The organism is Sphingobacteriaceae bacterium GW460-11-11-14-LB5, from assembly GCA_002151545.1.
GTDB lineage: Bacteria > Bacteroidota > Bacteroidia > Sphingobacteriales > Sphingobacteriaceae > Pedobacter.
This window is the reverse complement of the sequence record CP021237.1, coordinates 496,214-519,274: the sequence shown is the minus strand read 5'-3', so window position 1 is coordinate 519,274 and position 23,061 is coordinate 496,214. Positions and strand designations below refer to the sequence as shown.

Sequence of the window (23,061 nt, the reverse complement as noted above, 5' to 3'; positions counted from 1 at the left end):
TGCATTACTCATTAATTTTAATGAGGCAAAAATAAAAGATGGAATAAAAAGAGTTATAGATAGCTATTTATAACCTAAAGATAAAAGCCTGGTGCCCTTTGTGGCTCCGTGGTAAAAACAAAAAGTAAATTATATAATGAACAAATTTCAGGGTACTGGTGTGGCATTGGTTACACCTTTCAACACAGATGGATCAGTTGATTATAACGGCTTAAAAAACCTGATTAATCATTTGGTAGACGGAGGGATAGATTACCTCGTTTCTTTAGGTACAACCGGCGAAACCGCTACAATGACCAAGGACGAGAAGAAGAAGGTGTGGGCCTATACTGCTGAAATTAATAACAACAGATTACCGTTAGTTGCCGGCATAGGTGGCAATAACACATTAGCCGTGGCTGAAGATATTAAATCTTTGGATGCTGCTGGTTATAGCGCAATTTTATCGGTTAGTCCTTATTACAATAAACCTACTCAGGAAGGAATTTATCAGCATTATAAATATTTAGCTGAAATTTCTCCTTTAGATTTGATTTTATATAATGTACCAGGTCGTACAGGAAGCAACATGAGTCCGGAAACGACCTGCAGACTGGCGCATGATTTTAAAAACATTATTGCTACCAAAGAAGCTTCAGGTAGTTTTGATCAGTTTAACCAGATAATGAGAGATAAACCAGCAGATTTTCTTTTAATCTCTGGTGATGACCCGGTTACTTTGCCCATGATCGCGTTAGGTGCTGCAGGGATTATTTCAGTAATCGGAAACGCTTTACCTAAACAGTTCTCTGATATGGTAAAACTATGTTTAGCTGGCGATTATAAAGCTGCTTTGCCTGCTCATTTAGGCTTAATAGAATTCACCCGTTTGGCTTTTGCTGAGGGGAATCCGGCAGGAATAAAAGCGGCATTAAAACATCTAGGTGTTTGTGGCGATACGGTAAGATTACCATTGGTTAAAGCTTCTGCATCATTAGAAAAATCAATTATAGCAGAAATAGAAAAACTGAGTGAAGTAGCTTAAACTGCTCCATAATCATATTTTAGAACAGATTGTTTGATTTTGCTGAAAAGTAAATGAAGACAATCTGTTTTTTTGTGTGTAAATAAAAAATTACGCAAATTAATATTCTGACAATCAACACCTTAAAACAAACGCTAAAAACTGCAATCCTACAAGCGTTTTAAGCATATTAAGGGCATCATTATTGAATTGGCTTCGATACACACAAATTAAACACACAATGAAAAAATTAGTATTAATCGCCCTGGTGGCGGTAATGGCTATGGGCTGCAAGAGCAGATCCTACCAGGAATCGTCGATTACGATCGGTATGCCGGAAAATGAATTTAAACGTGCTAACCGCTCTGCAGAACTGATGCTGGCCAATGATGATGGAACGAGTATTTATCGCATTATCACCACATCGTTTATTCCCAAACCGGAACCATTTACATTCTTTTATTTTTATCAGGGAAAACTTACGCGTTTTGTAAAATCAGACCGATTAGACGATTATAAATTTATCCGTTAAGTAGAAAAGGAGATTTTTATAAGATTTGTCATCCTGAGCCTGTTGAAATATGTTCGACAAGCTCAACATGAAAGCATTTGAAGAGAGATTGCATTTATAATACAATCTCTCTTATAAAAATATTAAGCAATTAATTTATTCCGGCGTTCCATCAGCAGGTTATCCTGCCATACGCCTTTGGCTTTGCCTATTTTTTCCCTGTATCCTACTACCCTAAAGCCCGCTTTTTCGTGGATTTTCAATATGGCTGAATTTTGTAGAAAAATTCCTGCCTGAAGCATCCAAATGCCTTTATTTTCACTTTCTTTAACCAAGGCATCCAATAATAAGGAGCCTATCCCCTGGCCTTTGGAGCCATGTTTAACATACACTTCTATCTCGCCTACCCTACCAATATCGTAATTTGCAGATACCGGCAAAAGCGCGCTCCAGCCTATAATTTCTTTACCTTTGCAGGCCACAAACCTGCAAGCTTTAAGGTGTGATGAATCCCAGTCTTTCCAGGAAATATCAGGGGTTCTAAAACTCGCCGTACCTGTATCGATTCCTTCCTGATAAATAGCACTAACCTCACTCCAGTCTGCAGCACGCATTATTCTTATCATAGTTTTAATCAATTGTGGCTAAAAAGCCAGTGAAAGCTATATCGTTAACGTTTATTGAACGAAATTAGCTATTCAGGCCACTTCTGGCGAAGATAACCGGACCAAGTTTGTCCTATATTATAAATCAGTACAACTAGCCGGCAAAAAGCAGCTTAAAGCGACGTTTCTGTAACAAAAACGTTAAGCTAACGTTTTTCTTTCCCGATGTTCTTTGAATACTCAACAGGGCTCATTCCCACTACTTTTTTAAAAGCGTTATAGAAAGCACTCCTGGAAGAAAAACCTGCACTGTAAGCCAATGCCTCCAGCGTGAAATTTTGCATAATCTCCGGATTGCGGATGCTATCCTTGATCCAGGTTACCCGATACTGGTTAATATAATCAATAAAGCTTTTATTGAAATAGCTGTTTAATACAACAGAAAGTTGATGACTGCTTATCCCTATTTTCTGAGCGAGAGAATGGAGCCTGATATCTTTTTGCCTGAACAATTGATGTTTGTTCACGTAGAGTTCCAATTTTCGCCCACATTCTTCCAGGTCTCTGCTACGCTCTTTAGGTTTTGAAAAATTTTTCTTGATGGATAAAAGTGTAGAGGCCTTAACATTCAGCAAAGAAGCCACCAGTTCCAAAGGCAGACGGTCTAAATAACCCGGATTAGTTTTGGCAAAATACAGATACCTTTCTTTTGCATTCCCCACACGTATAATATGTGCTCTGTGCTGGGCATCTTTGTAATATTTTTCTAAAACAACCCTAAAGATATAATTGAGCTCGAAGTGATGTGCAAAAAGCCGATTGAGTTCATTATTGTGGATGGCCAACAGATCTGTATCTTCAACAGCTACCACATATTCTTCCGAATAACCCGATCCATGAAGACCTGATATAGAACTTACAAAATCATTTTCGACTGAGATATAGGTTGTTATTTTCTGTTTATTATGGGTGGTGCAACCCATTACAGCGCCTTTAACAATGAAATAGATGTACTCGCATACTTCATTCTCATTGAACAGTATCTGGTCTTTTTTAATACTTAGCGTTAAAAGGTGTTGCTCAAATTCTTCTTTCAATTTAGTATCTACAGGATGCACGCTACCCAGCACATTCAACACATACCCTACATCCTTACTTTCTGCTTTATTGTATTGCAAATGTTTTGACACCTTATACCGTTAATAATGTTAGCACTTCATACCAAATGAATGACGCAATTGGTATGCTTTATCTACTTTGACTGAACACAAAGCTTTCCATATACCCTAAAATCAAAATTTTCGTTTAATGTTTGTACCTAAAAGGCTGGCTGGAGCAAATAAATAGAAAGCTAAGGAAAGTTAAGCAATGAAAGATAATTTGTCTTATATATTTTACAGTAAAGATGATATTTAGTGATAAATAGCAATAGGAAAATGTAGTGTACAAAAAAAGCCTCAGAAATATCCTGAGGCTCTTCATTATAATATTTTGGTCGCTTAAGCTTTGTTTTTGGTTTCCTGAACTTCTAAACGAATGGCCTGAGCTAAGTTTTTCAAATCCTGCATACCTTTACGTATACGGGTTCCAGCAGCGCTGTTACCTTTGTTATAAAATTTGTCTGCATCAGCTTCTAAAGCTGCCACTAAACTTTTTACTTCTTCGAATTTTTTCATTTTTAATTACTCCTATGGTTCTTTAAGGTTTTTAGTTTTTAATTATCTACTCTAATTTAAAGGGTTTGATGAAATAAAAAAATTTTTAGAAGAATAAAAAACGGCCTTCTACGCCGTTTTTTTCCACATTCTATGCATTTATAAACATATTACCTGAAAAATAACCAGCTCAAACAGCTGTAATACAGGTTTTTACAAAAAACCACTCCATAAAAAAGCCCTTTAAACGCATTTAAAGGGCTTTGTAAAATTTTCATTGATCTTAAACGGTAGCGAATAGATTCTCTTTATAATATCCGTTTTCTAATTTTTCAGCAACTTCGCTAAAAGCATCTAAAGTACGTTGTACATCTTCCAGCGTGTGAACAGCTGTAGGAATTAAACGCAGTTCAATCATGCCTTTTGGAATTACCGGATAAACTACGATTGAGCAAAAGATGCTGTAGTTCTCGCGTAAGTCGTAAGTAATTGCAGTCGCATCAGAAAGTTCACCTTTTAAGAAAACAGGCGTAACTACTGAATCGGTAACCCCTAAATCGAATCCGCGTTCGCGTAATCCTTTTTGCAAGGTCATTGCAATTTCCCAAAGTTTATCTTTTAATTCAGGCTTGCTTTTTAGCAATTCTAAGCGTTTTAACAAACCGATTACCATTGGCATAGGTAATGCCTTAGCAAAAGTCTGAGAACGCATGTTATACCTTAAGAAGTTGGTAATTTGTTCTGTTGAAGCAACGAAAGCACCAATACCTGCCATTGATTTGGCGAAGGTTCCAAAGTAAACATCAATTCCTTCAATACAGTCTTGTGCTTCGTGTGTACCCGCACCGGTTTTACCCATTGTGCCAAAACCATGTGCATCATCAACCAGGATACGGAAGTTGAAATCTTTTTTAAGGTCAACAATTTCCTTTAATTTACCCTGGGCACCGCTCATTCCGAAAACACCTTCCGTAATTAAAAGAATACCGCCACCAGTTTCTTCAACCAGTTTGGTTGCACGCTCTAATTGCTTACGGGCACTTTCAATATCATTATGTTTGTAAACAAATCGTTTACCCATGTGTAAACGTAATCCATCTACAATACAGGCATGCGATTCTGCATCATATACCACCACATCATTCCGATCAACTAAGGTATCGATGATAGATACCATACCCTGATATCCGTAGTTTAATAAAAATGCATCAGGTTTGCCTACAAATTCTGCAAGTTCTTGCTCCAGCTGTTCGTGATAGTTTGAGTTACCGCTCATCATACGGGCACCCATCGGGTAAGCCATACCAAATTTTGCAGCAGCTTCTTCATCTGCTTTTCTAACTTCCGGGTGATTGGCTAAGCCTAAGTAGTTATTTAAACTCCAAACCAAATGCTCTTTTCCACGAAACTGCATGTGAGGTGCAATTTCTCCCTCTAATTTTGGAAATGAGAAATACCCATGAGACCATTTCTGGTGTTGGCCAAGTGGCCCCATGTGCTTTGCTATCTTATCAAATATATCCAATGTATTATGTGTTTTTTATAATAAAATTTTGCGAATTTAAGCTTTATTCGTCTTAAAATCAACCTAATGATCTTTTAGGTGTTAATTAAGATTTTTTAACACTCCAATTTTATGCCAAAAAAGCCCCGATTTTACATCGGGGCTTTAAAATTATATTTGGTTTGTTTTAATCAACGTTATCGTGCAAGAAAGAATTGTTCGGTCTGATCTCAGTACCACCGTCCTGATCGTTGCTTAAAGTAAACCTGCTCACCTGCGATTCTGAAGAATGCTGAACTTGCTGCAACTGCATTTGTTTGCGTTTGTAAGCAGGTTCGTTTTCCAATTCCTGTAAACCATTGGTGGTACGCAATTTCATACTTAAATCTTTCAAACGTAAGATACGTTCTTTAGATTTTTTTAATTGCTCTTCCATCGATTCATCACTTTTGTCGTCGTCTAAACCTACAACCGGCATTTCGATTTCTGGTTCAGGCTCAGGCATTGGCGGCATTTGGGCAACCGGTGTTTCGAATACAAAATTAGTTTCAGCTAATTTTACTTCAAACTCAAAACCAGTTTCCTGTACTTCTTCTACCTGAGATTCTTCCTCCATCAAAGTATGGCGAACCACGTTATTTTCTGGCTCCTGAACCTTTTGAGGCTCAGATTTATTGAACATACCACCAAAAAGATCTGCCTGCGAAACTTCTTCCTTCGTTTTTAAAACAGGCTCGTAAGATGGCGTTGTTTTAGGCTGAATGAAAGAATTTACTGGTTCAACGGGACGAACCAACGGCGCTTCTTCAGGTGTTAAAAGTGATATTTTCTTTTTATTTTTTTCTTCGTTTACGCGTTCTTCTGATGTTTGGAAACCTGTAGCAATAATGGTTACCGAAAGTTTATCGCTTAAAGATTCGTCGGTACAGTTACCCCAGATTAAATCAGCCGACAAACCGGCTTTCTCCTGAATGTAATCCGTAATGATCGAAACCTCATCCATGGTTACTTCACGTAAACCAGAGCTGATGTTCAATAAAATGTAACGGGCACCTTCGATTTCGTTATCTTTTAATAATGGAGAAGCCAAAGCGCCCTCTACAGCCTGTAATGCACGGTCTTCGCCCTCAGCGGCAAAACTACCCATAATGGCTACGCCACTATCTTTCATTACCGTACGCACATCTTTAAAATCCACGTTGATATAACCTGGCACCGTAATAATCTCTGCAATACCTTTTGCTGCCGTCGTTAAAATATCGTCGGCCTGACCAAATGCAGAACCCAGGGTTAAGTTTCCGAAGATTTCGCGCAGGCGATCGTTAGAGATCACCAGGTAAGAATCTACGTATTTCTTCAACTCTTCCATTCCCTCGTCGGCCTGCAGTCTACGTCTTTTTCCTTCGAAAGAAAATGGTGTAGTAATGATGGCCACAGTTAAAATATCAAGTTCTTTAGCTGCTTTTGCAATGATTGGAGAAGCACCTGTTCCGGTACCACCACCCATTCCTGCTGTAATAAAAAGCATTTTGGTTGTACTACCTAACATTGCCTTAATATCATCTATATTCTCTATAGCTGAGTTTTTACCAACCTCAGGAATAGAACCAGCCCCCATTCCTTCGGTTAAGCTAGCACCTAATTGTACCTTGTTAGGTATAGGGCTAGATTCCAAAGCCTGGGCATCTGTATTACAAATAATAAAATCCACACCAGTAATACCAGACAGGTACATATGGTTCACTGCGTTGCCGCCACCGCCTCCAACACCAATTACCTTGATGATTGAAGACTTATCTTTTAACATTTCGAACTGCATATCTTTATGAATCAGTTGTTTAAAAATTTTTAAATTCTGTTCATTACTCAATGTAATATTAACACTTTTTCAACAGACGTTTTCCACAACTGTTAATAATGTGGAAAACTCATCTTTTGTGGAAAAATAATTAACTTTTTAAGTAATCTTCATCGCTTACATTCATGTCATCCTGAATGAAAGTTCTTGTTTTTGCCAGTAATTTATCAAACAAACCTGGTCCTCGTTTCTCTTTTTCTTTTGCTGTTTTTGGTTTTTCTACAAAAACACCGGGCTGTTTCATTTCTTCAATTAACTCTTCTGCTTTCTGGATTCCTTTGATCAGCAAGCCAACACTGGTTGCATACATCGGGCTTTTCAGGTCATCGTAAATGGCTTTAGGCATATCTTCATATTTAGATAAATGCTCGTTCGGGTAACCAATACGGCAATCTAAACCGGTTACATATTCAACCGCCTGAGACAAGTGTTTTAATAAAGCACCACCTCCGGTAATTACAATACCACCGATCAGTTTTTTCTCGTATCCGGAAGATTTGATTTCGTAATATACGTGTTCAATAATTTCTTCCATACGGGCCTGAATCACGTAAGCCAGGTTTTTAACCGAAATTTCTTTTGGTTCGCGGCCACGTAAACCCGGAACGCAAATAATTTCGTTTTCCTTATTCTCCTCAGCCAATGCCGAACCAAAACGTGTTTTTAACAACTCAGCCTGGTTACGCATAACAGAGCAACCCTCTCTGATATCTTCGGTAACACTATTGCCACCAAAAGGGATCACTGCTGTGTGACGAATAATACCTTCGTGGAAAATGGCAATATCTGTAGTACCACCACCAATATCAACCAATGCAATACCAGCTTCTTTTTCTTCCTCGCTCAACACCGATTCAGAAGAAGCCAATGGCTCAAGAATTAAATCCTGAGTTTGCAAGCCTGCATTGTTTACACATTTGATAATATTTTTTACAGCCGTAACCTGACCTGAAATGATATGGAAGTTAGCTTCAAGGCGAACCCCTGCCATACCAATCGGATCTTTGATTCCCGGCTCGTTATCGATGGTAAATTCCTGTGGTAATACATGGATGATCTCCTCACCCGGTGGCATTACCAGTTTAAACATATCATCAATTAACTTATCGATATCTTTTTTACCGATTTCGTTATTTAATTCTCTTCTTGTTAAAATTCCTCTGTGCTGTAAGCTCTTAATGTGCTGACCAGCAATACCCACATTCACCACCTGTATCTCTACATTAGATTGTCCGCTTGCTACTTCAACTGCTTGAGCAATACCCTGCACGGTTTTTTGAATGTTAGAAACCACTCCACGTGTCACACCCGCCGATTCTGCTTTGCCTATTCCTAAGATTTCTATCTTACCGTGTTGTGTTCTACGACCAACGATAACACAAATTTTTGTAGTACCGATATCCAATCCTACTACAATGGGCGACTGACTGGTAAATTTTGCCTTGTCCATATTCGTTAATTTTGCTGAGTTTTATACTGTTTTTCCAGGGCCCTGATTTCTTTCTCTCTTGCCTCTCTCTGTTTTTTTAAATCTGCCTCAGATTTTGCCGGCTTTGGCTGTGTTGTTACCGTTTGCTTCGGTTTTTCTTTTTTATCCGCAGGTTTTGTTTCCTTTGGTTTAGTGGCCTGCGTAACTGCCGGCTTTTTTACTTCTGTTTTAATGGGTTCCGTTTTTTTAGGCACTACTGTTTTTACTTCAGCTTTTTTGGGCTCTGCCTTTTTCACTTCAGCTTTAGGTGCTTCTACCTTTTTTGGTTCCACTTTTTTAGGTTCGGGCTTTTTGGGCGCTTCCTTCTCTGCTTCATCTGCCTCAGGCCGGTCATCCATCGCAGCAACAATTGTACTCTTGATTAATGAATCGGTCACGTTTCGCTGTATCCTCAAACTATCGGCGGCAGAAATTGTTTTTGCTTTTTTTCCTAATTCTGTCGAATCTCTTTTTTCGCAAACAATCTGGTTGGTATATTTAATATTGATGGTTTTATAAGTATCCCAGCCTACCTGAGGCATTGCTTTTTTATAAAACAATAACAGGTTCTTCATTTTCTTCTCCAGCGAATCGGCATTACCCAAAACAATCCGCTGATTACCGACCCTTGGTATCAGTTCGATGTCGTTTTTCTGATCAACCACAATCTGCTCAATCTGCGAATCCCAAAGGGTATCTTTTTTAATGTACTGAGCAGTTTTATATAAATCTCTTGCCAGTTGGGTATGCAGGGTATCTACACGACTTCCAAAAACTTCTGTAATATGTCCTGTTGCCACAAGTACATTAGCAGTGAAGTTTGAAGAAATAGGCATTTTCAATCCATCATTATCAATGTAAAAGTCCTGCCCGTTTTCGTTCAATATACGAAGGATAGGCTGGCGTTGTTTTACTTCGATGTGCAGTACTCCATCCATATCTACATATACCTTGGCAAAGCCGATGTAAGGATTAGACTGCAGTTTTTTCTCGATCTTATGAATATTGATGTTTTCGAGGTTACGCCCTAAAAGCACACCCTGATCTTCTTTTAAAATGGCATCAATTTCTTCACGCTCAATAAAATTATCAGCGCCTGGAATTAAAATCTTAACATCGGTACATTTAACCGTCTGTTTCTTCACATTGATAAAACTCAAAAGCACCACCACCCCTGCCAGGCTGATCAGCCAGACAAAGCCAGTAAAAATTGCGCTCCAGTTTATCCGTTTAAGCATTGTTTAATATATTTTTAAGGGGCTCGATAATCGTATCGATATCTCCCGCACCCACTGTTAAAATTAATTCAGGTTTTGTGTTCTTAACCTGCTGAACCACAAAATCTTTTCCACATATTTTCTTATCTGCTAAAGTGATTTTATCCAATAAAAACTGTGAATTTATCCCTTCAATGGGCAATTCTCTCGCCGGATAAATCTCCAGTAACATCAGTTCGTCGGCAGTGCTTAAAACTTTTGCAAATTCATCTGCAAAATCCCTTGTCCGTGTGAACAGATGCGGCTGAAAAATTACGGTTAACTTTTTATCAGGGTACAACTGCCTCACGGCATCAAAACAAGCCCTCAGTTCTTCAGGATGATGTGCATAATCATCAATATAAATCTGACTGCCATTATTCACAATATATTCGAAGCGGCGTTTAACACCCTTGAAGTTTGCAACCGCTTGTTTTACTTTTTCAGCATCGATACCTAGCTGTAAGGCAATAGCAATGGCAACCGTTGTATTTTCGACATTGTGCTTACCGGGAAGCATTAAACTGATGTCTTTGACACTTTGGGTGCTATCGGTATAATCAAAAACAAATTTCGATCCTTCTACCCTTAAATTTTCCGCCCTCGCTGTTGCTGTTGAACTTGCGGCATAACTGATGCTTTTTTCCAGCGGTAATCCTTCATGTGCATAAAGTACCCCTTCGGCTTTCAACTGGCCGGCAAACAAACGGAAAGATTCTTCCAGATGGCTTTTATCGCCATAAATATCCAAATGATCGGCATCCATTGAGGTTACTACGGCCACATCCGGGTGCAGGGTTAGAAACGAACGATCATATTCATCAGCTTCTACCACTACCACGTTGTTTTTCCCAAAAAGCACATTACTGTTATAGTTACTGGTTATCCCGCCTAAAAAGGCCGTACAATCGTAGCCGGTATCTTTTAAAATATGTGCAACAATAGAAGATGTCGTAGTTTTGCCATGCGTACCCGCAACCGCAATACAGAACATCCCTTTACTGATAATCCCTAAAACCTCAGAACGCTTTTTAAGCGCGAAACCTTTACTTATAAAATGGTTTAAAATTTTGGAATCTTTTGGAATCGCCGGGGTGTAAACCACGAGGGTATCATCATGATTATCCAAAAATGCACAAGGCAGCGAAGAGGCTTCATCAAGATAAGTAATGAGAATGCCTTCCTGCTCTAAGGTTTCGGTCAGCCTGGTCCTGGTTTTATCGTAACCACAAACTACCTGTCCGCGTTTAGCAAAATAACGGGCAAGCGCACTCATGCCGATACCACCGATACCTACAAAGAAAACCCTATTTATTTTACTTAGTTCCATTTTATTAGATTTGAGATGGGAGATTTGAGGCACTAGACAAATAGTCTGAACTCATATCCTACATCTAGTTTCTCATATCTTTACTTAATCAATTTCAATACTTCGTTCGCAATAATTTCATCTGCTTCTGGCAATGCCATCTTAGCTAAATTTTCGGCAAGCGTTTCGCACTGCTCTTTATTGTTTAACAGGGCTAATGCTTCTTTAACCAGGGTATCTTCTGCAGAGCGGTCGTTAATTAATATTGCTGCTCCGTTTTTAACCAGGGCCATCGCATTTTTAGTTTGATGGTCTTCTGCTACATTTGGCGAAGGCACCAGTATCACCGGTTTTTTAATTAAACAAAGTTCTGCTATGGTTCCGGCACCTGCCCGGCTCACAATCACATCCGCTGCGGCATAAGCCAGATCCATTTTATTTAAAAACTCCAGGATGCGAACATTGGGGTGATAGTCTAAGCCCAATCTTTCTATAATCCCTTTGTAGTAATATTTACCTGTTTGCCAGATCACCTGTACATCTTGTGCAAGAATAGCTGGTAAATGTTTTTCAATTGCTTTGTTCAATGTGCCTGCGCCCAAACTTCCACCGGTAACCATAATGGTCTTTTTCAATGGATCGAGTTTTAACAGTTCGGCGCCCTGAAAATGTTTGCCTTTTATATCCACCACTTCCTGGCGGACAGGATTCCCTGTTTTCAAAATTCTATCCGCCGGAAAAAACTGATCCATGTCATCAAAGGCGACACAGATTTTCGAAGCTTTTTTACCTAACCACTTATTGGTTATTCCGGCATAAGAATTCTGTTCCTGTATGAGGTAAGGAATTCCTTTCAAAGAGGCTGCATACAATAGCGGCCCTGAGGCATAACCACCCACACCTACTACGGCATCGGGTTTAAAATCATTAATAATCTGCATGGCTTTGCGCACGCTACCGATTACCTTAAAGGGGAGCGCCAGATTTTTAATAATCGAGCCACGTTGCATCCCGCTAATATTCAATCCTATAATTTTATATCCGGCTGCAGGAACTTTTTCCATTTCCATTCGACCTATAGCACCCACAAACAAAATTTCACAGGCTGGCACCATGCGTTTTAGCGCATTGGCTATGGCCACGGCGGGAAAAATATGCCCGCCGGTGCCACCACCTGATATGATAATTTTTGGGGAATTATTCATTTTATTTCTTAATTATTAAATGAGTGAATTTTGATTGAGTGAGTACTTAACAGCAATCATTACATTCTATAATACAATCATTAATTACGCTATCGCTGGAATCTCTCCAACAATTATTTTATTATTTATTTTTTCTTCTTTCGGTGTGAGTTTTGCATTTTCTTCTACATCACGGCTTACGCTGAGGATAATCCCAAAAGCCACACTTGTAAAGATCATGGATGTACCACCCATACTAACCAATGGAAGCGGAACCCCTGTTACCGGCCCCAGCCCTACAGCTACCGCCATATTGGCGAAGGCCTGAATGGTGAGACTGAAACTCAGTCCGGCTGCAAGCAGCGCACCAAAGGCCTTGGGCGCTCGGGTTACGATCTTGATACATCGGTATAAAAGCACCAGGTATAGTATCATGATTACAATTCCTCCCACAGTTCCCCATTCTTCAATAATAATGGCGAAAATAAAATCGGAATACGGGTGTGGTAGGAAATTGCGCTGCGTACTATTACCTGGTCCTTTACCAAAAACACCACCAGTAGCTAAGGCAATTTTTGCCTGATCTGCCTGGAAAGTTTTATCTGAATGCTGCATCTCGGGATGTATAAACGTATTGATACGCGACATGTAGGTTTTCCTTCTTGGTCCTAAAAAGAAAACAAACAGCAGCAGTACGAAACCGCCTGCACAAACAATCGCGATCTGTTTAATACTGATCCTACCAATAATTAACAGCAATATGCTTACACCAAACAGCATTAATGCTGTAGACAGGTTAGCCAGTGCGATTAAAACGAATACCACACAAACCGAGCCCATAATTGGTATAAATGACTCTTTAACATTTTTAATATTTTCCTGCTTTTTGGTCAGCATCCGGGCCAAAAAAGTAATCAAGGCCAGCTTGGCTAAATCGGAAGTTTGAAAAGTTAATCCGATTACCGGTATTTTAACCCACCTGGAAGCATCATTTAAGTTGGTTCCGAATATCAGCGTATAAAACAACAGCGGAATGGTTACAATCATCAGCACCTTCGAAATACCTGCATAATAGCGGTAATCGAGCAGGTGGGCGATATAGATCATCCCGATACCCATCAACACAAAAATTAAGTGCTTGGTGAGCAAAAGCTTCTCTACGGCTTCTCCTTTTTTATAGGCTAAGGTACCTGTTGCACTGTACACTGCCATTACAGATATAAGCGAAAGCAGGATGATGATCAACCAGATCCATCTATCGCCTTTTGTTTTATTAAGTAGTGCCTGCAACATATATTGAGCCTCCTATTATAATTCTCTAACTGCCGCTTTAAACTGATTACCGCGGTCTTCGTAATTTTTAAACAAATCAAAACTTGCACAAGCAGGCGATAACAATACCGCATCGCCACGTTTAGCTAAATGAAAAGCAATCTGTGCCGCTTCCTCAGCCGAAAAAGTATTTACAATTACTTCTACATCATCCTCAAAAGCATCGTGGATACGTTTATTATCCTTACCTAAGCAAACAATGGCCTTTACCTTACTTTTAACCAAATCCTTAAGCATGTTATAATCGTTCCCCTTATCAACACCGCCCATAATGAGCACTACATCGCTGGTCATACTCTCTAAAGCATACCAGGTAGAGTTTACATTGGTGGCTTTACTATCGTTGATAAAATCGATCCCTGAAATTTTGGCCACATGCTCTAACCTGTGCTCAATATTTTTGAAATTCCCCATGCTTTCGCGAATGGACTCATTTCTTAATTCTAAAACTTTCGACACAATGCCTGAGGCCATAGAATTGTAAATGTTGTGCTTGCCCTGTAAGGCTAAATCTGAAATAGACATGGTTAGTTGGTTATTTGGTTCTGTAAGGATATGTATAGTAGTTTCTTCTAAATAAGCGCCCGGTTCAACTTTTTTAGTAATTGAAAAGGGAAAAGCTTTCGCTAGGGGTTTAGCCAGTGCGATGGCTTTTAAGCTCTCTTCGTCATCTGCACAATAAATGAAAACATCTTCTGCTGTCTGGTTTTGAACAATGCGCATTTTTGACGCGGCATAATTCTCCAGTTTATAATCGTAACGATCTAAATGATCTGGGGTAATGTTAAGTAAAACAGCGATATCTGCTCTGAACTCGAACATATCATCAAGCATAAAGCTTGAAATTTCCAGCACATAATATTCGTAATCTTCTGTAGCCACCTGTGCGGCAAAGCTCTGACCGATATTACCCGCCAAGCCTACATTTAACCCCGCATTTTTTAAGATGTGATAGGTTAATAAACTCGTCGTTGATTTACCATTGGAACCCGTAATGCAGATGGTTTTAGCATGGGTATATCTTTTGGCAAACTCAATCTCTGAAACCACTGAAATCCCTTTGGCCACCAATTTTTTAATGATTGGTGCGGTAGGTGGAATGCCCGGACTTTTAATGACTTCGCTAGCATTTAAGATCAACTCTTCAGTATGTTTTTCAGACTCGAAGGGAATGGAAAGTTTTTCTAAAGCAGCCTTATATTTATCGGTAATTACACCATAATCGGAAACAAAAACATCGAAACCTTTAGCCTGAGCCAGTTTTGCGGCGCCAACGCCACTTTCGCCGGCCCCAAGAATAACCACACGGCCCTGCCCGGTCATTGCTGACTTCGTATTGCTTGATGTGATATTATTCGTGCTCATTATTTTTTTTATTTTTTAGTATCAAGTGGTGAGTATCTAGTCAAGACATTAATACCATCACACTTAACTTTTTACTTATTTTTTATTTACCACTAGGTCATTTTATTTATTACGCTCTCTTTTACCTTTCAGCTTTAGTCTTTGAGCTTTTCTATTAAACCTTCAAACCCACGACCTTCAACCTTAACTTACCTTAGTTTCAATGTTACGATGGTCATAATGGCCAGCATAATTCCGATAATCCAGAAACGGGTTACAATTTTAGCTTCGTGATATCCTTTTTTCTGGTAATGGTGGTGTAAAGGCGACATCAGGAAAATCCTTCGCCCTTCGCCAAACTTCTTCTTGGTATATTTAAAATAAGATACCTGCATAATTACCGACACCAGTTCGACCAGGAATATTCCGCATAAAATCGGGATCAAAAGTTCTTTACGGATCATGAGCGCAAATGCGGCAATGATACCCCCAATAGCCAAACTTCCGGTATCGCCCATAAAAATCTGAGCAGGATAAGAGTTGTACCAAAGAAAACCAACGCAGGCCCCAACAAAGGCACCGGCAAAAATCATCAGCTCGGCCGAGTTCGGGATATACATAATATTGAGGTAATCGGCCATAATGGTATTACCAGAAACATAGGCTAAAATACCAAGGGTAATCCCGATTACAGCTGATGTTCCGGTGGCTAAGCCATCAATACCATCGGTAATATTGGCCCCATTTGAAACCGCTGTAATGATAAACACAGTAAAGATCAGGAATATGATAAATGCATATTTCTGATAATCGCCACCTAAAAACTTCAATACCTTGGCATAATCGAACTCATTGTTCTTATAAAAAGGCATATTGGTTTTGGTCGATTTTACATCTTGCGTATAATAAAAGGTTTCGCCTTTTTGGCGCAGTACCATCGGAACCGTAGAAGTGCTTTTAACATTATCCTGAACCGTTTCTCTTACCACAATATTGGGGTGGAAATACATGGTGGTGCCTACAATCAGACCTAAACCTACTTGACCAACCACTTTAAACCGGCCAGCTAAACCTTCTTTGTTTTTTTTGAAAACCTTGATATAGTCATCCAGAAACCCGATTGCACCCATCCAAATGGTTGTGATGATCATCAGGATGACGTAAATATTGGAAATATTGGCAAATAACAGGGTTGGAATCAGGATACCCAGCAAAATAATGATACCCCCCATTGTTGGTGTACCTTGTTTTTGCATCTGTCCTTCTAAACCTAAATTCCTTACCGTTTCTCCAACCTGTTTTTTATGCAGGTAATCAATCAACCTACGTCCGTAAACGGTGGTAATGATCAACGATAAAATAATAGAGATAGATGCACGGAAAGTGATGTACTGAAACAACCTCAACCCAGGTATATCATAATGCTTATGCAGGTATTCGAATAATAAATATAACATTAGCTGATTGGTTTTAATTGTTCAAGTAAAATTTCTTTATCATCAAAATGGTTCCTTACACCATTAATTTCCTGGTATTTCTCGTGCCCTTTGCCTGCAACAAGAATAATATCTCCTGGCTGCGCTAAATGGCAGGCTGTTTTTATGGCTTCTCTTCTATCTAAAATGGACAAGGTTTTACGCTTATTTGTCGGCGAAACCCCAGCTTCCATATCGTTGATTATGGTCTGTGCATCTTCTGTCCGTGGATTATCAGAGGTCAGAATTACTTTATCACTCCAGTCGCAGGCCACCTGAGCCATAATCGGCCGTTTGGTTTTATCACGATCTCCTCCACATCCGATTACCGTAATTACCTGTTCAGTTCCTTTGCGGATATTGGCAATGGTACTCAACACATTCTGCACCGCATCTGGCGTATGGGCATAATCCACAATACCAATAATTTTATCGGCAGAAGTGATATAATCAAATCTTCCTTCAGCGCCTGATAAACGGCTCAACAAAGTCAACACTTTTAATTTATCCTGTTCTAACAAGATGGCAGTTCCATAAACGGCTAGCAGGTTATAGGCATTAAAAGAACCTACCAATTTGAAGTATACATCTTCGTTATCGATATCTAAATGCAGCCCGCTGAACTGGTTTTCGATAATTTTTGCTTTGAAATCGGCCAGTTGTTTAAGTGCATAAGTCTTTTTATGCGCTTTGGTATTCTGCAACATCACCACACCGTTTTTATCGTCGATATTGGTTAGTGCAAATGCCGATTTAGGTAAAACATCAAAAAATGCCTTTTTAGCCTTCAGGTAACTGTCAAAAGTTTTATGAAAATCTAAATGATCATGTGTTAAATTCGAAAATACCCCACCAGAGAAAGTCAATCCTTCGATCCGGTGTTGCGATACCGCATGCGAACTCACTTCCATAAAACAATAATCGCAGCCTGCATCAACCATTTCTCTTAAAAGCTGGTTTAGCGCAATTGGATTCGGTGTTGTATGTGTTGCTGCCACTACCGTATCGTTGATGTAATTCTCTACCGTTGACAAGAGCCCGGTTTTATACCCTAAATCTTTAAATAATTTAAAAAGAATAGTGGCAATGGTGGTTTTCCCGTTGGTTCCGGTAATACCGATCAGTTTTAAATCTGCTGATGGATTTCCAAAATAATTACCAGCAATGATCCCCAAAGCAACCGATGTATTTTCTACTTTAATATAAGTAATTGTAAAATCCTGGATTTCTGGTAAATTCTCACAGATAATTACCGCTGCTCCCTGTTGAATGGTCTGCCCGATAAACTGGTGCCCATCAGCCAAAGTACCCACAATTGCAAAAAAGACATCATCCTTACCTACCTTACGCGAATCGAAATTCAGCGCATTGATTTCCCTATCGGTTTTACCAACCAATTCTTTAATCGTTACGCCGTAAAGTAAATCTTGTAATTGCATTTTTTATTCTTTTAGTATCAGGTATTTAATATCAAGCAGCAAGACCTTAAGCCTTATACCTTTTACCTTACACCTTAATTCAACTCTATTTGTACACCCAATCCTTTACCCACCTTGGTTCCGGCGATAATAGATTGGCTCACTACTTTTCCAGAACCAAAAACTTTGGTTTTTAAGCCTGCATTTCCTAACAGATACAATGCATCTTTCAGTCCCATACCCGCCACGTTTGGCATCACACCTTTACGTTCGTTATTTTCCTGAAAAATTGTTCCTGCACTGGTATCTATAATGTTGTAATATTCAGATTTTGAAGCAAAAAGCGGTTTAAAACCAAATGCTTTATACACTTTCTGAGTAGCTTTACTCTGTCCGGCTTTTGTAGGCGGCGTACCGGTATTCCCAACCAAACGGGTAGGAACATCGTTGTACATCTGCATATCACTGGCGTAGATGCGGTCAGCCACTTCCCTAAACACCGGACCTGAAACCAAGGCACCGTAATAACCCCCTTTAGGATCATTGATTACCACAATCATTGAATATTTCGGCTTATCTGCAGGAAAATAACCTACGAAAGAAGCCTGATACTGCTTTTTAGCCTTGTAACCCTTGTTTGCGTCAGCTACCTGAGCTGTACCCGTTTTTCCGGCAATTTTATAAAGCGGGTTATGTACATATTGCTTCCCACTACCTTCGGTAACTACTCCTTCCAACATGCTTCTGATTTTACTAAGTGTAACATCAGAACATATTTTATCGTTAATTACCCTGGCTTTAAACTGCTCAATCGGGTTGCCCAGCCGCCTGATTTCTTTCACAAAAATTGGAGCGATATACTTTCCATTATTGGCTACTGCATTATAAAACGAAAGCATTTTCAACGGCGTTAGCTCCATCTCGTAGCCATACGCCATTTGTGGTAAGGTCATTTTGCCCCAGCTTTTATTAGATGGATTTTTAATAGTTGGCTTGGCCTCACCCGGAATCTGCAATTCCATTTTTTCGTTTAAGTGCCAGTTGTACAAATGGTCGGTGAACTTTTTAGGATTAGCACCATATTTACTATTAATCAAATAAGCGATAGCGGCATTTGATGATTGCTCAAATGCTTTTTTCACTGTCACAACACCAATACTTCCGTGCGAATCTTTGATCATGTGACCAGGAATTTTATAATTTCCTGTTCCAACCATCATGTTTGTATCAACCAGTTCATCCTCAAGTAAAGCCATATAAGAAGCTAATTTGAAAGTTGAACCTGGATCCTGATTACCCGCAATAGCGTAGTTAAATTTCTCTTTATACACCCCTTCTTCTACTTTAGAATAATTGGCTACTGCTCTGATTTCGCCAGTAGCAACCTCCATTACAATTACCGCTCCATGGTCGGCATCGTACTTAATCAACTGTTTCTCTAATGCACTCTGGGCCAGATCCTGCATATTTACATCAATGGTCGAAATGATATCTGCACCATCTTTCGGCGCCACCTCAGCTTCTTCATTTACCGGAACATAAACCCCACCGGCAATGCGCTGCATTAGTCTTTTCCCGGTTTCGCCGTTGATGTATTCTTTATATGCTCCCTCTAAACCTACACCGTTTTTAACATTTTCGTTTTTATAGCCAATGGTACGGGCCGCCAAAGCCTGAAAAGGAAGGATCCGTTTGTTCTGCTGCACAGCAATTAAACCACCGCTAAACTTGCCGATGTTATATAAAGGAAAAGTCCTGATGGTTTTCAGATCAGCATAACCTACTTTACGATGGATCAGCAAATAACGTGCACTATCCTGACGTCCTTTACGCAGGTAACGCGCATATTCTTTAGCGGTTTTATCCTGAAAGAGCTGCGCTAATTTATAACCCAGCGAATCTACTTTTTCATTAAATACCTTATCTTCGGCAATACCACCGGCAAACATATCCATACGCAGTTCGTATTCCGGTATAGAAGTAGCCAGTAAACTACCATCGTTCGAATAAATATTCCCACGGGTAGCCTCCACGCTTACATATCGTGTAGAAAGACTATCTGCCATAGCTTTCCATTTTTTCCCTTGCACATACTGTACCTGACCGAGGCGTAAAAACACCGCGAAAGCAAAAAGCACAATTAAGCCAAATGCCAGATATACACGAAGCAAGATGTTTGCTCTAATATTCATCGCTTTTAACAATTATTTTTTTTGGTGGTTCAATCAGTTCTTTTATCCCAAGGGTATCTACCTTTTTGGCAACCTCCGTCAATTTACTCTTGAACATCAGGTCAGCTTTAAGGGATTTATACTCCCATCTTAATTCTTTTACTTCTTTATTTAATTTATCAATGCGGCGAACATTGTTTACCGCAAAGTGACTATTGGCAATATAAATCATCCCCAAAAGGGCCAGAAAACACAAATAAGGCAAAGCATCAGTTGCCGCCTCTTTACTTACTAATCCATCATTAAAAAGCTTACTGATAAATGAATTACTATCCATTTTTTCTTCGGCAGTTTTTGGCCTTCTGGGCGCAGCTTTTAACTCTGGTTCAGGCCCAACCTCTTCTTCCTCTATCTCTTCCCTAAACCTGTTCATATCTTTTCTGCAATTCTTAGTTTCGCACTGCGAGCCCTGTTGTTTTGAGCAATTTCCTCATCAGTGGCAATTATCGCTTTGCGTGTAATTACATTAAATGGCTTTTGCTGATTTCCGAAGAAATCTTTTTCTACCTCACCCTGAAATTTACCTTTCGCCATAAAGTTTTTAACCGGCCTGTCTTCTAAAGAATGATAAGACATCACCACTAAATGACCACCAGGTTTTAACACATCAGCAGCTTGCTGTAAAAAATCTTCAAGCACCTGGATTTCGGCATTCACCTCTATACGCAGTGCCTGAAAAACCTGCGCTAAATATTTATTTTCTTTTCCTTTCGGGATATAACCAGCAATAGCTGATTTCAAACTATCTATATCAGTAAAAGGCTGCTCCAAACGCGAAGTCACAATAGCACGCGCTAAAGATTTCGCATTTTTCACTTCACCATAAATCCCAAATATTTTATGCAGCTTATCTTCGGTATAGGTATTCAATATTTCGGCAGCGGTTAAATCGCGGTGCTGATCCATACGCATATCCAGATCGGCATTATGACGGATCGAAAAACCACGTTGCGGCACATCGAACTGATGCGAAGAAACACCAAGATCAGCCAGGATACCATCAACCTGCTTAAATCCTTTTAAGCGGAGATTATTTTTCAGGAAACCGAAGTTCTGGTCGATAAAAATAAAACGATCATCAGCGGGGATATTTGCCTGCGCATCAGGATCCTGATCAAAAGCAATCAAACGCCCTTTCGGTCCTAGATGTTTTAAAATTTCTTTTGAATGACCGCCACCACCAAAGGTTACATCAACATAAACGCCGTCAGGTTTAATATTCAACCCATCAATACAGGGCTGCAACATTACAGAAACATGGTAATTATTCGCCATCAGCACCTCCTTTCTTACCACCCATCACCTGCTCGGCAAGGTTTGCAAAATTCTCCGGTACGTCATCAAAAATATCTTCGTAAGATTTTTTATCCCAAACTTCGATACGATCTAACTGACAAGCCAGTACAAGATCGCTTCCGATACCCGCATAATCAACCAGCGATTTAGGCAAAAGCACACGACCAGCCGCATCAAGCGAAAGCTCGGTTGCACCACGGGTAAACGACCTGATAAATTCACGGTTATTTTTTTCGTAGATGTTCAGTTTGCTTAAATCGGTAACGATAGCATCCCAAACTTTCTTTGGATAGATCACCAGGTTTTTCTCAAAACCACGGTTAATAATCAACCCTTCTTTCTCAGATTCAGGCAATTGTTTCTTAAGCGCAGCGGGAACCATAAGGCGGCCCTTTGCGTCAAGTTTACAATCGAATTCTCCTAAAAGTTGGGTCATAGTGGTATCTACACTTTTTATCTAGTGTAAAAGTAAATAGTTCTACCACTTTTTACCACTTTTTACCACAAAAAAGTTTTCCACATCCTTTTTGTTACAATAATGGTCTCACAATATAGTCAGAATAAGCCTAACCGCACAAGCAAAAAACCTTTATCCACTGATAATTAGCAGGTTAAAAATAGATTATTAAAAAGTGTCACCTTGGCCCAGTTTTTCCCATAAAATTTAAATAACGCTAAAAATGAGCGTATTAAAGAAGCCACAATTATTCAGCTAATGACCGTTCCTGTAAAATCTCAGCTTTAATGAGCGGGCAAGGGAAATAGCAAAAAGTAGGGCGCTTAGGTCTGACAGGAAACCGAAAAATACCACTCCGTAAAGACGACATCGAGAATGTCACGAGAGAATCAAGCGGTAGGAGGAAAAATAATATATATTTTTTTTTTGGCTAATCTGTCACCAGCTTTGTAAATTAAGGCGATCAATTTCGTTAAAATGCCTATCCTTTGTATGCAATTTTAAGTCAAATTGCTTTGCTATTGCTGCTATCCATATATCATTCTCCGGTATTGGCTTACCTTTTTGCAATAATGCTGCTTTGATTAAAGCATAATGATTAGCCGTTTCATCATCAGCAATAAGGACATTACATTTTTCCAGAAAAAAGTTGATTTGTTTAATGTGTTTCTTTGGATTAGCCGATCTGTAGGCACCCAGATAAAGCTCTCCCAATACAGCAAAAGGAATATTGATTTCCTCCTTTAGGTTTCAAGAAATGCTGTGATCGTCGGGTTTCCTTTAAATAACTCGATCACTATATTAGTGTCTAAAAGGTTATTTCCAATCATCCGGGTGGATTGTTTCACAGGATTCTGCGATAATACGTTCCATTTCTTCCGCTTCAGCTTTAGACCAGATTACCGAAAAATCTCTTACGCTTGGTGTTTTTTTAACCGTTTTATTATTTGCAACTTTTAATAGGTTCTCCAAAGCAACTAAAGTAGCTTCACTTTTTACTTTGAGCATTTCTTCAATCAAAAGTAATTTACGTGTTTCTATGTGCATGGATGTGATATTAAGTATAACACAAAAATAAAGAATTATTTCTACAATAACCTTACCATCCTCAAATTGAGGGTGGTAAGGTTGTCCATTTCGCTCTCCATTGATGGA

The 23,061-nt window shown here is 39.3% G+C and carries 20 protein-coding genes and 1 pseudogene; 2 read left to right on the top strand and 19 right to left on the bottom strand.

Annotated features, from left to right (window positions below; translation table 11 throughout):
• Positions 1–136: 136 nt before the first annotated feature.
• Complete coding sequence (locus CA265_02050) at positions 137–1,024, top strand: 4-hydroxy-tetrahydrodipicolinate synthase (protein ARS38526.1); 888 nt, start codon at positions 137–139, stop codon at positions 1,022–1,024.
• A 220-nt stretch (positions 1,025–1,244) separates the two neighbouring features.
• Positions 1,245–1,535, top strand: coding sequence for a hypothetical protein (locus CA265_02045; protein ID ARS38525.1), 291 nt, complete (start codon positions 1,245–1,247; stop codon positions 1,533–1,535).
• 122 nt (positions 1,536–1,657) lie between these two features.
• Here the strand turns inward: CA265_02045 and CA265_02040 are convergent, their stop codons facing one another.
• From CA265_02040 to CA265_01950, 19 genes and pseudogenes are all read right to left on the bottom strand, one after another.
• Positions 1,658–2,140, bottom strand: a complete 483-nt coding sequence (locus tag CA265_02040) for an N-acetyltransferase (protein ID ARS38524.1) — start codon at positions 2,138–2,140, stop codon at positions 1,658–1,660.
• 185 nt (positions 2,141–2,325) lie between these two features.
• On the bottom strand, positions 2,326–3,309 hold the full coding sequence (locus CA265_02035; protein ID ARS38523.1) for a hypothetical protein: 984 nt from the start codon (positions 3,307–3,309) through the stop codon (positions 2,326–2,328).
• Positions 3,310–3,618: 309 nt separating this feature from the next.
• Positions 3,619–3,795 (bottom strand): histone H1, encoded by a 177-nt coding sequence (locus CA265_02030; GenBank protein ID ARS38522.1) that lies wholly within the window; start codon positions 3,793–3,795, stop codon positions 3,619–3,621.
• Positions 3,796–4,057: 262 nt separating this feature from the next.
• Positions 4,058–5,299 (bottom strand): 8-amino-7-oxononanoate synthase, encoded by a 1,242-nt coding sequence (locus CA265_02025; GenBank protein ID ARS38521.1) that lies wholly within the window; start codon positions 5,297–5,299, stop codon positions 4,058–4,060.
• Positions 5,300–5,465: 166 nt separating this feature from the next.
• Positions 5,466–7,097: a cell division protein FtsZ gene (locus CA265_02020; protein ID ARS42860.1), complete on the bottom strand. Its 1,632-nt coding sequence runs from the start codon at positions 7,095–7,097 to the stop codon at positions 5,466–5,468.
• 130 nt (positions 7,098–7,227) lie between these two features.
• Positions 7,228–8,586, bottom strand: coding sequence for a cell division protein FtsA (locus CA265_02015; GenBank protein ID ARS38520.1), 1,359 nt, complete (start codon positions 8,584–8,586; stop codon positions 7,228–7,230).
• Between the two features lie 5 nt (positions 8,587–8,591).
• On the bottom strand, positions 8,592–9,842 hold the full coding sequence (locus CA265_02010; GenBank protein ID ARS38519.1) for a cell division protein FtsQ: 1,251 nt from the start codon (positions 9,840–9,842) through the stop codon (positions 8,592–8,594).
• Positions 9,835–11,190, bottom strand: a complete 1,356-nt coding sequence (locus tag CA265_02005; GenBank protein ARS38518.1) for a UDP-N-acetylmuramate--L-alanine ligase — start codon at positions 11,188–11,190, stop codon at positions 9,835–9,837. Before CA265_02005 ends, CA265_02010 begins: the two co-directional genes overlap by 8 nt.
• A gap of 80 nt (positions 11,191–11,270) precedes the next feature.
• Positions 11,271–12,374 carry an undecaprenyldiphospho-muramoylpentapeptide beta-N-acetylglucosaminyltransferase gene (locus CA265_02000; protein ARS38517.1) on the bottom strand — a complete coding sequence of 368 codons (1,104 nt, stop codon included), beginning with the start codon at positions 12,372–12,374 and terminating at the stop codon, positions 11,271–11,273.
• 84 nt (positions 12,375–12,458) lie between these two features.
• Positions 12,459–13,643, bottom strand: a complete 1,185-nt coding sequence (locus CA265_01995; protein ID ARS42859.1) for a cell division protein FtsW — start codon at positions 13,641–13,643, stop codon at positions 12,459–12,461.
• A gap of 18 nt (positions 13,644–13,661) precedes the next feature.
• Complete coding sequence (locus CA265_01990) at positions 13,662–15,050, bottom strand: UDP-N-acetylmuramoyl-L-alanine--D-glutamate ligase (GenBank protein ARS38516.1); 1,389 nt, start codon at positions 15,048–15,050, stop codon at positions 13,662–13,664.
• A 188-nt stretch (positions 15,051–15,238) separates the two neighbouring features.
• Positions 15,239–16,486: a phospho-N-acetylmuramoyl-pentapeptide-transferase gene (locus CA265_01985; GenBank protein ID ARS38515.1), complete on the bottom strand. Its 1,248-nt coding sequence runs from the start codon at positions 16,484–16,486 to the stop codon at positions 15,239–15,241.
• A complete protein-coding gene (locus CA265_01980; GenBank protein ID ARS38514.1) occupies positions 16,486–17,943 on the bottom strand; it encodes a UDP-N-acetylmuramoyl-L-alanyl-D-glutamate--2,6-diaminopimelate ligase in 1,458 nt (485 codons plus the stop codon). The genes CA265_01985 and CA265_01980 overlap by 1 nt, the downstream gene beginning before the upstream one ends.
• A gap of 74 nt (positions 17,944–18,017) precedes the next feature.
• Positions 18,018–20,114 carry a cell division protein gene (locus tag CA265_01975; GenBank protein ID ARS38513.1) on the bottom strand — a complete coding sequence of 699 codons (2,097 nt, stop codon included), beginning with the start codon at positions 20,112–20,114 and terminating at the stop codon, positions 18,018–18,020.
• On the bottom strand, positions 20,104–20,526 hold the full coding sequence (locus CA265_01970) for a hypothetical protein (protein ID ARS38512.1): 423 nt from the start codon (positions 20,524–20,526) through the stop codon (positions 20,104–20,106). The genes CA265_01975 and CA265_01970 overlap by 11 nt, the downstream gene beginning before the upstream one ends.
• Positions 20,523–21,428 carry a 16S rRNA (cytosine(1402)-N(4))-methyltransferase gene (locus tag CA265_01965; protein ARS42858.1) on the bottom strand — a complete coding sequence of 302 codons (906 nt, stop codon included), beginning with the start codon at positions 21,426–21,428 and terminating at the stop codon, positions 20,523–20,525. Before CA265_01965 ends, CA265_01970 begins: the two co-directional genes overlap by 4 nt.
• A complete protein-coding gene (locus CA265_01960; protein ID ARS38511.1) occupies positions 21,418–21,885 on the bottom strand; it encodes a division/cell wall cluster transcriptional repressor MraZ in 468 nt (155 codons plus the stop codon). The genes CA265_01965 and CA265_01960 overlap by 11 nt, the downstream gene beginning before the upstream one ends.
• Positions 21,886–22,344: 459 nt before the next feature.
• Positions 22,345–22,736 (bottom strand): annotated as a pseudogene (locus CA265_01955) (VapC toxin family PIN domain ribonuclease).
• Positions 22,723–22,953 carry a hypothetical protein gene (locus tag CA265_01950; GenBank protein ARS38510.1) on the bottom strand — a complete coding sequence of 77 codons (231 nt, stop codon included), beginning with the start codon at positions 22,951–22,953 and terminating at the stop codon, positions 22,723–22,725. The pseudogene CA265_01955 and the gene CA265_01950 overlap by 14 nt, the downstream one beginning before the upstream one ends.
• Positions 22,954–23,061: the final 108 nt, after the last annotated feature.

Coding starts and splice junctions, on each gene's coding strand:
- CA265_01990 (ARS38516.1), bottom strand. CDS start 15,050: ATGAGCACGAATAATATCACATCAAGCAATACGAAGTCAGCAATGACC.
- CA265_02045 (ARS38525.1), top strand. CDS start 1,245: ATGAAAAAATTAGTATTAATCGCCCTGGTGGCGGTAATGGCTATGGGC.
- CA265_02010 (ARS38519.1), bottom strand. CDS start 9,842: ATGCTTAAACGGATAAACTGGAGCGCAATTTTTACTGGCTTTGTCTGG.
- CA265_01985 (ARS38515.1), bottom strand. CDS start 16,486: ATGTTATATTTATTATTCGAATACCTGCATAAGCATTATGATATACCT.
- CA265_02040 (ARS38524.1), bottom strand. CDS start 2,140: ATGATAAGAATAATGCGTGCTGCAGACTGGAGTGAGGTTAGTGCTATT.
- CA265_01975 (ARS38513.1), bottom strand. CDS start 20,114: ATGAATATTAGAGCAAACATCTTGCTTCGTGTATATCTGGCATTTGGC.
- CA265_02020 (ARS42860.1), bottom strand. CDS start 7,097: ATGCAGTTCGAAATGTTAAAAGATAAGTCTTCAATCATCAAGGTAATT.
- CA265_01965 (ARS42858.1), bottom strand. CDS start 21,428: ATGGCGAATAATTACCATGTTTCTGTAATGTTGCAGCCCTGTATTGAT.
- CA265_02030 (ARS38522.1), bottom strand. CDS start 3,795: ATGAAAAAATTCGAAGAAGTAAAAAGTTTAGTGGCAGCTTTAGAAGCT.
- CA265_01970 (ARS38512.1), bottom strand. CDS start 20,526: ATGAACAGGTTTAGGGAAGAGATAGAGGAAGAAGAGGTTGGGCCTGAA.
- CA265_02015 (ARS38520.1), bottom strand. CDS start 8,586: ATGGACAAGGCAAAATTTACCAGTCAGTCGCCCATTGTAGTAGGATTG.
- CA265_01960 (ARS38511.1), bottom strand. CDS start 21,885: ATGACCCAACTTTTAGGAGAATTCGATTGTAAACTTGACGCAAAGGGC.
- CA265_02000 (ARS38517.1), bottom strand. CDS start 12,374: ATGAATAATTCCCCAAAAATTATCATATCAGGTGGTGGCACCGGCGGG.
- CA265_02050 (ARS38526.1), top strand. CDS start 137: ATGAACAAATTTCAGGGTACTGGTGTGGCATTGGTTACACCTTTCAAC.
- CA265_01950 (ARS38510.1), bottom strand. CDS start 22,953: ATGCACATAGAAACACGTAAATTACTTTTGATTGAAGAAATGCTCAAA.
- CA265_02005 (ARS38518.1), bottom strand. CDS start 11,190: ATGGAACTAAGTAAAATAAATAGGGTTTTCTTTGTAGGTATCGGTGGT.
- CA265_01980 (ARS38514.1), bottom strand. CDS start 17,943: ATGCAATTACAAGATTTACTTTACGGCGTAACGATTAAAGAATTGGTT.